We start from the raw sequence: 13,452 nt of genomic DNA, 5'->3' as shown, positions 1-13,452 counted from the left end.
ACCATGAACATGGTACCGAAAATCAATCGCCGCGCCTTTGTGATCGGCACCGCCGCGGCGGGCGGCATGGCGCTCGGAATCAATCTGCCGTTCGGCCGCGCGCTCGCCCAGGCGGGCCCCGATCAGGCCTTCGGTGAAAATCTCTCCCCGAACGAGCTTGGCATCTGGGTCGCGATCCGGCCCGACGACACCGTTGCCATCCGTGTGGTGCGTGCGGAAATGGGTCAGGGTTCGCAGACCGGCCTTGCACAGTTGATCGCGGAAGAGCTGGAAGCCGACTGGTCGAAGGTCGTCACCGAATATCCGACCCCAATGGAGAATGTGCGCCGCAAGCGCGCCTGGGGCAATTACAACGCCACCGGCAGCCGCGCGATCCGCGAGTCGCATCAATATGTGCGCGAAGGCGGCGCGGCCGCGCGGATGATGCTTGTTCAGGCGGCGGCAAACGAATGGAAGGTGCCGGTCTCGGAATGCAGCGCCGCCAATTCGGTGGTGACGCATAATCCGTCGGGCCGCAAACTGACTTACGGCAAGCTTGCCGAGGCCGCAGCCAAGCTGCCGGTGCCGGAAAAGCCGGCGCTGAAGGATCCGAAGGACTGGAAGATTGCCGGCAAGCCGCTGAAGCGGCTCGACACGCCTGACAAGGTGGTCGGCAAGATGATGTATGCCATCGACTTCACCATGCCGGGGATGCTGAACGCGGCAATCAAGGACTGCCCGGTCTTCGGCGGCAAGGTGAAGAGCTTCGACGCGTCCAAAGTCGCGGGCATGAAGGGCGTCAAGAAGGTCGTTCAAGTCAACGATCATGCCGTCGCCGTCGTTGCCGACACCTGGTGGCAGGCCAAGACCGCGCTCGATGCGCTGCCGATCGAGTGGGACAAGGGCGAGAATGCCAAGGTCTCCTCGGAGTCGATCGCCAAATGGCTCGAGGAGGGGCTGACCGCAGACACCAAGTTCGTCGGCAACAAGGCGGGCGACATTCAGGCCGCTCTGGCCGGTGCCGCAAAGAAGGTCGAAGCGGTTTATTCCTACCCCTTCCAGAACCATGTCTGTCTCGAGCCGATGACCGCCACCGCGCTCTATACGCCCGAGAAATGCGAGGTCTGGACCTCCACCCAGAACGGCGAAGCGGCCTATGCGGCTTTGATCGCAGCGTCAGGTCTGCCGGCGGAAAAATGCGTGATCCATCGCATGATGCTTGGCACCGGCTTCGGCCGCCGTGCCCGCAGCGAATATGTGACGGAAGCGGTGCAGATCGCCAAGCAGATGCCGGGTGTGCCGATCAAGATGATCAAGTCCCGCGAAGAGGACATGACCAACGGCGTGTATCATCCGATTACGCAATGCAAGCTGACCGGCGCGCTCGACAAGGACAACAACCTGGTCGGACTCCATATCCGCATTTCCGGGCAATCGATCCTGGCCAATGTGCGTCCCGAGGCGATGAAGGACGGCATGGATCCGATCGTCTTCCAGGGGCTTAATCCGGGCGGCGCGGAAGGGCAGTTCGGCTACGACGTCCCGAACCTCCTTTTCGACTATTCGATGCGTAACCCGCATGTGCCGCCGTGGTTCTGGCGTGGCGTCAACAACAACCAGAATGCGATCTATCTGGAATGCTTCATCGACGAGCTGGCACATGCGGCCGGGCAGGATCCGCTCGCCTTCCGCCGCAAGATGATGGGCAAACATCCCAAGCATCTGGCGGTGCTGAATGCGGTGGCCGAAAAGGTCGGCTGGGACAAGCCGGCGCCCGCCGGCATCTTCCGCGGCATCTGCCAGCATATGGGCTATGGCAGCTATGTCGCGGCCGCCGCCGAAGTGTCGGTGAAAGACAACACGATCAAGATGCATCGCATCGTCGCCGCCACCAATCCCGGTCACGCGGTCAATCCGGCGCAGATCGAGCGGCAGATTTCCGGTTCTTTCGTGTACGGATTGTCGGCGCTGTTCCATGGCGGCATCACCATCAAGGACGGCGCGGTGGTCGAGACCAATTTCGACACCTACGGTTCGATCCGGATGGCGGAAATGCCGCATGTGGAATCCGTCATCGTGCCCACGAACGATTTCTGGGGCGGCGTCGGCGAGCCCACGATCTTCGTGGCGGCGCCGGCCGTGCTCAACGCGATCTTCGCGGCGACGGGCAAGCGTTACCGCTCGTTCCCGCTGAAGATCCACGACCTGCAGATCGCGTGACCGCGCGAGTCACACGCAGACGGTTTGTCAAGGCAGCCGCGGCCAGCGCCGCGGCTGCTGCATTTCCGATCCCTGCCATTGCGCAGGACAAGACCCGCGTGGTCATCGTCGGCGGCGGCTTCGGCGGTGTCAGCTGTGCGCGCGCCCTGCGCAAGATCGGGGCGAAAATCGATGTGACCCTGGTCGAGAGAAGCCCGGTCTATATCGCGCCGCCGCACAGCAATGCGGCGCTCGGCGGCCTCGCATCCATCGGCAGCCTGCGCTTCGGTTACGATCGTGTCCGCGCACTTGGTGTCGATGTGATCTTCTCCGCGCTGGCCGGAGTCGATCACGCAAAACGCCGGGCTGTCCTTGCCGACGGACGCGGGCTGCCCTTCGACCGGCTGGTGATCTCGCCCGGCATCGCGTTTCGGGACGATGCGATCGAGGGATATGACGCGGCAGCACGGGCGGCGATGCCGCCGGCATTCACCAGCGGCGATGAAATAGAGACCCTGAGGCGCCAGCTGGTTGCGATGCCTGACGGGGAAACCGTGATCGTCACGGTTCCGGTCAGCCCGGCGCGCTGCCCGCCCGCGCCCTATGAGCGCGCGAGTCTGATCGCACACTATTTGCAACGTGAAAAACCGCGATCCAAGGTCATCATCCTCGATGCCAAGGACAGCTTTTCGATGCAGCGGCTGTTTCAATCCGCCTGGCGCGAGCTCTATCCCGGTCTGATCGAGTGGGTCGGCTTGTCGGACGGCGGAGCGCCAACGGCGGTCGATGCCGCTACGCGGACGGTGACGACGGACTTCGATAAGTTCAAGGGCGGTGTCGTGAATATCATTCCGCCGCAGCGGGCAGGGCGGGCTGCCGATCTCGCCGGCGTCGCTGACCGCACCGGCTGGTGCCCGGTGGATCCTGTGACCTTCGAATCGACGCTTCAAAAGGGCATTCATGTCATCGGCGACGCTGCGATCGCCGGCGCGATGCCGCGCTCGGCTTCGGCCGCGCAATCCCAGGGCGGCATCTGTGCAGCGGCTATTGCGGTTCTTCTGGCCGGCGGCAAACCGGCGACGCCCCTGCTGCGAAGCTCCTGCTTCAGTCTGATCGCGCCGGATTACGCGATCTCGCAGCGCGGAACCTATCGTCCCGAGGACGGTCAATATGTCGAGGCCGATCCGGTCGCGGTCAGCCCGGCAGATGCGCCACGCGCGCTGCGTGCGGAAGAAGCCAAGGAGGCCGAAATCTGGTTCCACCGCATTACGGAGACGATCTTCGGATGATGCGGCCGGCACTTGCTCTCCTGGCTTCGATCGCGATGGGTTGCGCTTCGGTGGCGGCGCAGGAGGCGCTGGTTCCCTTCACCGTAATCGACGATGCGATCCCGGACTCGCTGACCGGAAAGCCCGGTGATCCGGTGCGCGGCCGCGCGCTCGTGGTCAAGCGTGAAAATACCTGCTTGTTGTGCCACTCGGGTCCATTCCCGGACCAGCGCTTTCAGGGCGATCTTTCGCCGGACCTGAGGGGGACCGGCTCGCGCTGGAGCGAAGGACAGTTACGGCTGCGCATGGTCGACGCGACGCGCCTCAATGACGCTACGATCATGCCGCCGTTCTATCGCATCGACGGGTTAAACCGTGTTGCTAAAAATCTCCGCGGCAAGCCGATGCTGAGCGCGGATGAGATCGAAGACGTGGTCGCTTTTCTGGTGACATTGAAGGAATAGCCGAGGATGCGAAGATCGTCTTTTCAACATCGGGTGCCGAGGATGCCGACGCGGCGGGTCTTTCTTGCGGGTGCCGGCGCGCTGCTCGTGGTCCGGCCGGCGCGCGCGACGCCGGACACGATGGCCGCCGCGATCCGCGAGGTGACCGGCGGCGTGGAGGCAAAACCCGGCCGCGTCAAGCTGACCATTCCGCCGCTGGTCGAAAACGGTAACGCCGTCGCGGTGACGGTTTCCGTCGAGAGCCCGATGACCGAGCAGGATCATGTCACCGCGATCCACATCTTTACGGAAAAGAATCCACAGCCCAACGTCATCGGCATCAAGCTCGGGCCGCGTGCCGGAAGGGCCGAGTTCTCCACCCGCATCCGGCTTGCCGACACCCAGCAGGTGGTCGCGCTTTGTCGCATGTCGGACGGCTCGTTCTGGTCCGACAAGGCCGACGTCATCCTCACACTCAGCGCTTGCCTGGAGGATCCCATCTGATGTCAGCGCCCGCCCGCACCCTGATCAATGTGCCGCCCAAGGCGAAACGCGGTGAGGTGATCCTGATCCGCACCCTGATCTCGCATGCGATGGAGAACGGCTTTCGAGTCGACGGTGTCGGAAACCGGATTCCGCGCAATATCATCACCTCGTTCGTTTGCACCTATAACGGCGAGGAGATTTTCAACGCCACGCTGCATCCGGCGATCTCCGCCAATCCGTTCATCACCTTCCACACGGTGGCGACCGAGAGCGGCACATTCGCTTTCAAATGGACCGGTGACAATGGCTTTGCGGCGGAGACGACCGCCAAGATCACGGTCGAATGAACGCGAAGCGGCCGCGGCGAAGCCCGGTCAGCGCCGGCGCCGCGCTTTTATGCCTTCTGGTGCTTGCAGCCGCTGCCACGCGGGCCGAGATCCCGCTCGACCAGCGCCGCTCGAGCTACGAGGACATGAGCCGCGACACCAAGGCCATGCAGGACGACGACACCGCCAATCCCGCGATGCTGTCGGTGCTGGATGGCGAGGCGCTCTGGCAGGCCAAAGCTGGTGCGTCGGGCAAGTCCTGCGCGGATTGTCACGGCGACGCGAAGACGAGCATGAAGGGTGTGGCGGCGCGTTATCCCGCCTTTGACGAGACGACAGGCCGCCCGGTCAATCTCGAACAGCGCATCAACCTGTCGCGCGAACGCCACCAGAAGACGCAGCCGTTGCGCCTGGAAAGTCCGGAGATGCTGGCGCTCTCGGCCTATATCGCGCTGCAATCGCGCGGCGACCCGATCGATCCGCCGCGTGATGCAAGGCTTGATCCATTCCGTGAGAATGGCCGCGCCTTGTTCCATCGGCGGATCGGTCAGCTCAATCTGTCATGCGCGCAATGCCACGACGACCATTGGGGCAAGAGCCTTGCCGGCAATATCATTCCGCAGGCGCATCCGACCGGCTATCCGATCTACCGGCTGGAATGGCAGAGCCTCGGTTCGCTGCAGCGCCGTCTGCGCAACTGCATGATCGGCGTGCGTGCCGAGCCTTATGCATTTGGCGATCTGGAATATGTCGAGCTCGAATTGTTTCTGATGTGGCGCGCGCGTGGCATGCCCTTGGAAAGCCCGGGTGTGCGGCCGTGAATCCGTTGGCCGGCGTCGTGGGATTAGTTCAATTGCGCCGCAATCTGATTGGGAAATTCGATTCGACTGTTGGGACAAGTCGCGGTTTGCAAAAAGCACTTCGATAATACGCAGCAGCTACACTTTCAAACCATTCGGAAACCGGCCCGGTTCGCCGCAATTTACTCGGAGGATTCCATGTCGCTGCTGCAGGCCATTAATCCCTTCAAGCGGTCCTACAACGAGCAGCGTCGATCGCTGCGTGAGGCGGTCAATTTCCCGGCCTGGATTGCGGTCGCCAAGGGCGCCGTGGTCCTGCCGTGTATGGTGGTCGATGTCTCCGAGCACGGCGCGCGGATCGAGATCGCCGGACCCGCAGGACTTCCGGACGAATTCTATCTTTACCTCACGCAGGACGGGTCGAGGCGGCGGCGTTGCAAGATCGCCTGGCGTTCGGAGATGCAAATCGGCGTCAGCTATGTAGGCCCGGTCGAGGTTCGGGCGCCCGCAAATTGACGGCGCGGCGTGTCGCTCCGGTGTGCGGCCGCAACCCGGTCGCCGCCTGGACGCTTGTGGCGATAGAGACCCGGCCGTGAAGCGATGAACCTCGTCTAACGCTCCGCCTTTGGCAGGACGAAAATTTGTCCGGGATAGATGAGGTCGGGATTGCGGATCTGGTTCCGGTTGGCTCTGTAGATGACGGGATAGCGAATGCCATGCCCGTATGTCGCACGGCTGATGTGCCAGAGACTGTCGCCCCGGACGACCGTTCGCGTGTCGATGTTCGGCACGACCACCGTATCGGGACGGTTCCGCGCGGCAACCACGGACTTCGACGCGGTTTCCGGTCTCTTGATTGCGAGATCGGGTCGAGGATCGGTTGACGCATTTGACCGGGCTGCGGCCGGCGGCGCTGCGCGGTCTCCCGCGACAGCCGCAGTCGCTTGCGATGACGGAACGGGTTCGGTCAGGTTGGGTTCCGCAGTCTTGTTCTGCGGCGATGCGATTGCCGGCTGTGTCATGTCCTGTGTGGCCGGCTTTGCTGGCGATTCCGCTGTCCCGGCGGCTGGCGCGCTTCGGTGTGTCGCCCCAGGCCTGGCCGCGACGACGGGGTCACTGGCCGGAGGTGGCGCAGGCCGTTCGCCGGTCTGGATGGACCGCTCAGGCGCTGCCGCAGCTGCTGGCGATGCCGGTTGCGGGATGCGCGCGGCCGGGGCGGCGGCTGCAGGTGGTGTTTCCGGCGCTGCCGGATCCTGCTGCGAACCGGCAGGCGGGATGCCCGGAGGATTCGGCGCCGCGGGTGGCGCAGCAGCTGCCAGCTTCGGAGGCGATTTGAATGACACCTCGGCACGCGACTGTACCTTTTGCGATGCTCCGACCTGCTCCAAACGCAACCGGTACTCCCCTGGAATCATCCCGCCGCCGATGAAGAAGCTGAACTGGCCTTCCGGCGAAGCCGTTCCGGTTGCGAGATAGGTCTCGTTCAAATAGAGCCGGACGGTGCTGCCCGGCGTGGATCGCCCGGACACGTATAGCTTGCCTCCATCCTGCGCTTCGACAATGTCGACACGGATGTCTGCCTCCGGCTTGGTCTCGGCGGCTCCGCGCGAGGGCGCCGGAGGCGCGGCGACTGACGGGGAGACTGGCGAAGCCGGCGCCGGCGCGGGTGCCGGAGGCGTCAGCGCTGCAACGGCTTCCTTCTGCTTTGGTGCCGCAATTTCACCGGCGATCGCCTGTTTCGACAGCGAGCGCGTGCCGTTCGGCTCCGTGGCGCGCAAGGTCAGTTCGAATTTTCCAGGCGGGAGCGGCTTGGGTGTGAGCACGAAGGCCCCGGATGAATCCACGACGGCCCGGTCGTGGACTTCGCCGTTCAGCAGGAGTTCAATCGTCGTGTTCGGCGGCGCCCGGCCGGCGATCACTGTGTCCCCGCTCTGTTCGATGCGCGCAACGTCGATTTCCAGTGCCGACTGCGACGGCTCAGGCTTTGATGGCGCCAATCCCCCGCCGAGTTCCTTGCCGGCTTCCGCCGCCTCAGTGATGGCTTTCGCGACCGGCTTCTCGCTTGAAGTTGCGGGACTTGGCCGCTCTGCCTCGACTGCCGGGCCCGGCTTGACCGCCGATCTCTGGGTCCATTCGGGATGGCCGGTCAGCCACCAAAGAAGGCCAATCCCGATCGCAACAGCCGCCGCAAGGACGATGAGAGCGTTTCGGGTCGCCGATTGTCCCGTCATAATGGTGGCCTTCCGGTGAGTCTGCGCCCCAATAGTTTAACGCCCCCCGGCAGGTTTGTCATAGAGGTAGAGAGCCGCGCCCGAGCCGGGCTGATTCCGGCTGGCGCACGCTCTCATTCCCAGTCATACCTGCTGCGCAGCCTGCCGTCGCCGACCGCGCGGCAGCGGAAGCAGAAGCAGGGACCGGCGGCGTCTGCTCCGCCCGCAGGCGATGAGATTCGTGAGAACGAGGCTCCCGCAGCCGGGCCGCAGACACCGCCTGGCAAACGTTGCGTGAGACGGTTGCCGTTCGGGCCTCGAGGAAGGCGCTCGACATGGACTCGAAAACGTCTGTCATCGAGAACCTCAGCCATGAGCCGCTGCTATCGGCCGTCGGCACCCGATGGCAATTGGTCACCGATGGCGTGATGGGCGGCGTATCTCAAGGCAGCGTTGTTCGCGACGTTGTAGCGGGCAGGCCGGCGATCCGTATGCGGGGAGATGTCAGCCTTGAGAACAATGGGGGCTTTGTTCAGATCGCGCTCGATCTCGCTCCGCACGGCAATTCCATCGATGCCAGCGCCTGGCGCGGAATTGAACTCGATGCGTTCGGAAACGGCGAGGACTACAGCGTTCACCTGCGCACCGAAAAGCTGATGCGCCCCTGGCAATCCTACCGCATGAGCTTTCGGGCTGAGCCAAGCTGGCGAACGGTCCAGTTTCCCTTTCAGGATTTTGTGCCGCATCGTACCGAAACGCCTCTCGATACGCGCCGCCTGAGACGCATTGGTATTGTGGCAATCGGTCGCGCGTTCCGGGCCGATATTGCGATCGGCGGCGTGCGGTATTGGGCTTGAGCGGTCGGTGTTGCGCGATCGATTTTGCGCGGCCTTGCCGCGCCTGGTCTTGCGCACCCGAATTGCCAACCGTCCGGACCGCGCCCGGAAAGGTATTCGGGGCCGATACCGATGGCCCAATGAAACTTCGCCGGCTGCCTGCCGTAGATGCGGCCGCAGCTAATGTTCCGGCGGTTGAGCAGTTGCGGCCGGGGCTGGCCCTGCAGGCGTTCGACTGCATCGAACAACAGACGAATGTCGCGTTCAGCGATCCCGCGTGTAATGAACACGAGGCGACTCGTCCGGTTCGCATCCGGCCATGACTGCAGCTCAACGGGCGGGTAGGCGAGATGCTGCACGAATTGGACGACGACGGGACCTGCGCATCCTTCAATGGCGAGGACCCCCTTGGCGCGAAGAATGTCGCTGCCACGCATGGCCAGGAGCGTGTCCATCGTCCGTGCCACGACAGGCCAGGCGAGCGGCCGCTCCCAGGTCAGCACAAAGCTGCCGATGCCATCGCTATGCGCGGCTTCCGAGGCTGTCTCGGCCCTGAATGGTTGAGCGCCCTGGCCGGAGAAGACGGCGGGGGCGGAGGTGGTTGCAATCTGCACTCTCGGATTGAGGTCGCGAAGCCTGGCGGTCAGCGCCTTGTGCGAAGCCGGGGGCGCGAGATCCTGTTTGGAGATGACGACCACGTCCGCCAGCATGATCTGTTGCCGCGCTTCGGCAAATCGCTCAAGCGTCGAGAGGCCGTTCAAGGCGTCTGCAACCGCAATAACCGCGTCGATATGGCATTCCCCGCCAAGCGCGCGATCCGTTGCGAAGGTGCGGCGCTGCTCGAGACCATCAGCCCGAAGAGCTGCGGCTGCACGGGGGAGCCGGTTGATCCTCACCCTTTCAGCATTGGCCGCCTTAAAAAGGATCGAGATGGTGTCAGAAACAGCGGTGCGCCCGGTCTGCCAATCTTCGTGCCGTCAAGGGACGCTCCGGCCGCGCCTCCGGTCGGCGCAATTGCTCCTTTTTCGCTCCTCGACCCGCAGCCTTTCTCTTAGCGTTGACCAGCTATCCGCGCCGATTTCCAGGTGCGACGGGACAGGCTCCTGTGCTACATCGGCCGCGGCCGGTCCCGTAGCTCAGCCGGATAGAGCAGCGGTTTCCTAAACCGAAGGTCGCAAGTTCGAGTCTTGCCGGGACCGCCAGCGCCTTGCCGCGTCCGCGATCGTGCCCTCGCAGCTCACCCAAGAGCCAGCCGGAGATCCGCTACCGCCACGAGGTCATGGTCCAGAGCTGGGCAGCGCCGCCGCCAAGGGCGTAGAGAACAACCAAATAATAGACGATGTAAAGATTATAGGTCCGCCCGTCGCCGGTATAGATGCGCCGGGCCCGTTCGGCCGCAAAGGCCGAAAACGCGCTCATTTCGGTCCAGAAACGCGTGGCCAGCGGCGGCGTCATCGCCGCGCAGATCGACTGGGCGAATGGGTAGATGCCGCGCGAGGTCGCGCGCGCGGCGGGTCCGTGGGACTGCTTGAGAACGATCAGCAGCCCGAACAGGATCGCAGCGACCGCGACCGCAAAACCCATCACCGGCAAGGGGTTCCAGTAGGCATAGATCAGTTCGAGAGACATGCCCTCCCAGCGCAAGGTCGAGGCGAATTGCGGGTCGATCGCCGCCGAAACCCGGTCGATCAGCGCCTTCGGATAGAACGTCATCACCAGGATGCCGGCGGTCAGAAGATATTGCGGGATCAGGAAAGCGAGCGGGGCTTCGGTCACGCCGGAATGCCGGCGATGCGGATCGCGCAGGAAGATCGCGTGAACGAACCGCGCCATGTAAAGGAATCCGACGAAGGTGGCGAGCAGCGTCAACAATGCCGGCCCGTACCAGCCCTTCTCCATCATTGCGCTCAGCAAAAGCCACTTGCCGCCAAAGCCCGCGAGCGGCGGCAGGCCCGACATGGCGACGATCGCAATCGATGCAAGGACGAAAGTCTGCGGCATGGCGCGGGCGAGACCGCCCAGATCGGAAAACAGCCGCGCGCCCGTGCGCAGGATCACCGCGGCGGCGGCGAGGAACAGGATGCCTTTGACCAGCAGATGATTGGCGACGAGATACAGCGCCGTCACCCAGCCAAGATGGCTCATCAGCGCGATCGCCGCGACGATATAGCCGAGCTGGCTCATGCTGGAATAGGCGAGCATGCGCTTGATGTCGTCCTGCCGCACGGCAAGCAATGCTCCGACGAGCGTCGTCAGCATTCCGATCCAACCCAGCACCAAAGCGAGACCAAGGCTCGTCTCCGACCGGATTGCAACGTAGGTCCCGATCAGCAATCCGAAAATCGCGACCTTGCTGATCACGGCCGACAGTAGCGCAGAGATGTCGTCATAAGCCTGCGCATAGGTGCCCGGCAGCCAGACATGCACGCCGGCCGCACCGGCCTTGATGAGAAAACCGATGGCAAGGAGCACAAAGACCGCGGGCACTTCCGGGCCGGACGTGCGGAACGCCGACAATGAGAGGCTGCCGGCCGCGGCATTCATCGCCGCAAAACCCGTGAGCAGAAAGAACGCAGCCGCAAGCGAGAACAGAAGATAGGTCAGCGCGTCCGGCATTGCGGGACGCCGCATCAGCACAAGAAAATAGGACGAAATCGTAATCAGCTCCCAGACAAACAGAAACTCGAGGCTGGTCGTCGCACGCGGCAGGGCGGGTAGTGAAACCAGCATTACCGCCAGCAGCGGATAGAAGCCGGGCCGCGGGTCGCTGCGGGCGAGGCAGCCGATCGATACGACGAGGCCGCCCGCAGCGAGGACGATTGCGTAAAGTTGCGGGAGGCCGGACAGATCGCGGATCATCCAGAGGCTGAGGAACAAGGCGAGCGCCAGCGCGAACAGGCCCTGCATCAGCGCCGGCGCACGCGCGAGGAGCCACACCGCCAATCCTGCTGCAAGCGGCAGCGCGACCCAGACCGCATCGACGCCGGCAAGGCGCGCGGCGATCGCGCCGGTGACAACAAGCAGGGCGCCCATGCCATAGGCGGGCGCGAGCCCGGCCGGGCTTTCGTGCGATACGGTGGCCGCTTCGGCATCGCGATGCACGGCCTCGCCGAACCATCGGAACATATAGGCGGCTTCGAGCAGCGATCCGGACAGAATGACAGCGATGAATACGAACCGATCGTCGGACGCGAGCGTCAGAATCAATTGCCACTTCGCGAAAAATCCCGGGAACGGCGGCAGTCCGGAAATCGCAACAATCAGAACGCCGAAGATGACGACGACCGCCGGGCGTCCGCCAAGCGCCCAGTCGCGCAGCCTCGATTTTCCCAAATATCCCGAAAGCCAGAACAGACCGACCTTGGCGAACAGGTGGTTGACGAACAAGCCGCCGATGACCAGCAGCATCGCGGCGTCGGAACTGCGGCCATAGAGCAGCGCCGCTGCCATGGTCATCAGCGCCATCTGCCCGATCGACGAATAGCCGAGCAGCCGCTGCGTCTTGGTCTGGCGCAGCCCGATGAGATTGGAGAATACGAAGGTGATGGCGGCGAGCGTCGCGATCAGCGTGAGCTTGCTTTCGAACAGCGGCAAGAGCTTCAGTAAAGCGAAGAACACCCCGGCGGAAACGCCGCCGGATATCAGTGCAGCGACGTCGGGACGTGCGGTCTCGTAAACGTCGAGCCCCCAGCCATTGGCCGGAAAGGGCTTTAGCTCCAGCAGCAGGCAGGCGAGCAGGAAAATCAGTGCCGCGATGCCGATGGGGCCGGCGATGACGGAGCGATTGGCGATCAGGTCGTCGATATTGAGAAGGCCGGTGACTGCGTAGAGCAGCATGGTGCCGATCAGGAAAAAGCCGGAGGCAAGCACCGTCGCCATAAGAAACTTGAAGGTGGCGGCGAGCGCGGCCGGGGTCTGGCGCAGGCTCAGCAGGCCGTAGCTCGCAATCGAAACGATCTCCAGGAACACGAACAGGTTGAAGATGTCGCGAGTCATCACCATGCCCTGGATGCCCATGACGAGAAGCAGGTACAGCAGGACAACTCCGTATTTTACGCGCGCGACATAGCCTGCGCCGAGCAGGGCGACGAGGTTCACGGCAAAGGCGAAGATTGCTTCCGGCAATCCGAGGCGAAGGCTGATGGCGACCGGCGGCTTGGCGCCGCCGGTAAAGATGTCGATCGGCGCGCCGCCCTGCAGGAGATGGAGCAATCCCGCGCCGCTGATTGCCGTCATGGCGGCAAGTGCTGCGACCAGCGCGATCGCCACCGCGCTGCCGCCGAGGCGGTAGAGCACCGGGACCAGGAAGGCGGCGCCAAGCCCGACGATGTAGATATTCAGCGGGTCGAGCAGTCCCTCTACCATTTCGACTCCATAAAGGCGTCGATGGAAAGCGTCTTCTTGGCGTCATAGAGCCGGATCGCATAGGCGAGCAGGATCGCCGTGACCGCCAGCCCGATCACGATGGCGGTTACGGCGAGCGCCGACGGCACCGGGTCGACGGCGCGAAGCGGCGCTTCGGCCAGCGGCAAGGCGCGATCGATGATCGGGGCGGTGCCGCCGCGAACATAACCGATCGATACGATCAGGATATGGGATCCAGTGCCGAACAGCGACAGCGAGATGATGATGCGGAGAATGTTGCGATGGCTGAGAGCGCCCCACAGGCCGACCAGCATGAGCGCGAGCCCGGTGGAGAGAACAACGGTCGAAATCATGAACGGCTCCCCTGCATGTTCAGGCGTCACCCGCGGAACCGGTCGAGGATCACGCTCAATTCGCATCCGACCTTGACGCCGAGCAGCACGGATAGAACCGGGATCGCGCCCGCGCTGAAGAAGCCGCCGAATTCGCCGAGCGGGAGCACGCGGTTGTCGAGAAAGCCCCCTGCGAAGATCAGTCCGG

General features: G+C 63.7%; 12 protein-coding genes, 1 tRNA gene and 1 pseudogene. 10 read left to right on the top strand and 4 right to left on the bottom strand.

What is annotated here, in order from left to right:
• Positions 1-9: 9 nt before the first annotated feature.
• The 7 genes from ACK41X_RS12695 (at position 10) to ACK41X_RS12665 (ending at position 6,017) form a co-directional block, all read left to right on the top strand.
• Complete coding sequence (locus ACK41X_RS12695; RefSeq protein ID WP_409723629.1) at positions 10-2,199, top strand: molybdopterin cofactor-binding domain-containing protein; 2,190 nt, start codon at positions 10-12, stop codon at positions 2,197-2,199.
• Positions 2,196-3,467 (top strand): FCSD flavin-binding domain-containing protein, encoded by a 1,272-nt coding sequence (locus ACK41X_RS12690; RefSeq protein WP_409723584.1) that lies wholly within the window; start codon positions 2,196-2,198, stop codon positions 3,465-3,467. Before ACK41X_RS12695 ends, ACK41X_RS12690 begins: the two co-directional genes overlap by 4 nt.
• Positions 3,468-3,517: 50 nt before the next feature.
• Complete coding sequence (soxX, locus tag ACK41X_RS12685) at positions 3,518-3,910, top strand: sulfur oxidation c-type cytochrome SoxX (RefSeq protein WP_409723581.1); 393 nt, start codon at positions 3,518-3,520, stop codon at positions 3,908-3,910.
• A gap of 42 nt (positions 3,911-3,952) precedes the next feature.
• Complete coding sequence (locus ACK41X_RS12680) at positions 3,953-4,393, top strand: SoxY-related AACIE arm protein (RefSeq protein ID WP_409723578.1); 441 nt, start codon at positions 3,953-3,955, stop codon at positions 4,391-4,393.
• The gene (soxZ, locus tag ACK41X_RS12675) at positions 4,393-4,722 is read left to right on the top strand and encodes a thiosulfate oxidation carrier complex protein SoxZ (protein WP_409723575.1); all 330 of its coding nucleotides are present in this window, start codon (positions 4,393-4,395) and stop codon (positions 4,720-4,722) included. Before ACK41X_RS12680 ends, soxZ begins: the two co-directional genes overlap by 1 nt.
• Entirely contained in the window at positions 4,719-5,522 is an 804-nt protein-coding gene (gene soxA, locus ACK41X_RS12670; RefSeq protein ID WP_409723573.1) for a sulfur oxidation c-type cytochrome SoxA, read from the top strand. Before soxZ ends, soxA begins: the two co-directional genes overlap by 4 nt.
• Positions 5,523-5,699: 177 nt before the next feature.
• Complete coding sequence (locus ACK41X_RS12665; protein WP_409723570.1) at positions 5,700-6,017, top strand: PilZ domain-containing protein; 318 nt, start codon at positions 5,700-5,702, stop codon at positions 6,015-6,017.
• Between the two features lie 95 nt (positions 6,018-6,112).
• Here ACK41X_RS12665 and ACK41X_RS12660 read toward each other — a convergent pair whose 3' ends face one another.
• Positions 6,113-7,732 (bottom strand): LysM peptidoglycan-binding domain-containing protein, encoded by a 1,620-nt coding sequence (locus ACK41X_RS12660; protein ID WP_409723568.1) that lies wholly within the window; start codon positions 7,730-7,732, stop codon positions 6,113-6,115.
• Positions 7,733-8,046: 314 nt separating this feature from the next.
• Between ACK41X_RS12660 and ACK41X_RS12655 the strand changes: the two genes are divergently transcribed.
• Together ACK41X_RS12655 and ACK41X_RS12650 are read left to right on the top strand one after the other, a co-directional pair.
• Entirely contained in the window at positions 8,047-8,568 is a 522-nt protein-coding gene (locus tag ACK41X_RS12655) for a CIA30 family protein (protein WP_409723565.1), read from the top strand.
• Between the two features lie 119 nt (positions 8,569-8,687).
• Entirely contained in the window at positions 8,688-8,870 is a 183-nt protein-coding gene (locus ACK41X_RS12650) for a hypothetical protein (protein WP_409723635.1), read from the top strand.
• Here ACK41X_RS12650 and ACK41X_RS12645 read toward each other — a convergent pair.
• Positions 8,841-9,443, bottom strand: a pseudogene (locus ACK41X_RS12645) (CobW family GTP-binding protein); the annotation flags it as partial. The gene ACK41X_RS12650 and the pseudogene ACK41X_RS12645 overlap by 30 nt on opposite strands.
• Before the next feature lie 229 nt (positions 9,444-9,672).
• Between ACK41X_RS12645 and ACK41X_RS12640 the strand changes: the two are divergent.
• A tRNA-Arg gene (locus tag ACK41X_RS12640) sits at positions 9,673-9,749 on the top strand.
• 61 nt (positions 9,750-9,810) lie between these two features.
• Here ACK41X_RS12640 and ACK41X_RS12635 read toward each other — a convergent pair.
• Positions 9,811-12,912, bottom strand: a complete 3,102-nt coding sequence (locus ACK41X_RS12635) for a proton-conducting transporter membrane subunit (RefSeq protein ID WP_409723562.1) — start codon at positions 12,910-12,912, stop codon at positions 9,811-9,813.
• Entirely contained in the window at positions 12,906-13,265 is a 360-nt protein-coding gene (locus ACK41X_RS12630; protein WP_409723559.1) for a sodium:proton antiporter, read from the bottom strand. The genes ACK41X_RS12635 and ACK41X_RS12630 overlap by 7 nt, the downstream gene beginning before the upstream one ends.
• Positions 13,266-13,452: the final 187 nt, after the last annotated feature.

It is taken from the genome of Pseudorhodoplanes sp. (assembly GCF_046289595.1).
GTDB lineage: Bacteria > Pseudomonadota > Alphaproteobacteria > Rhizobiales > Xanthobacteraceae > Pseudorhodoplanes.
This window is presented reverse-complemented; position numbering and strand designations above follow the sequence as displayed.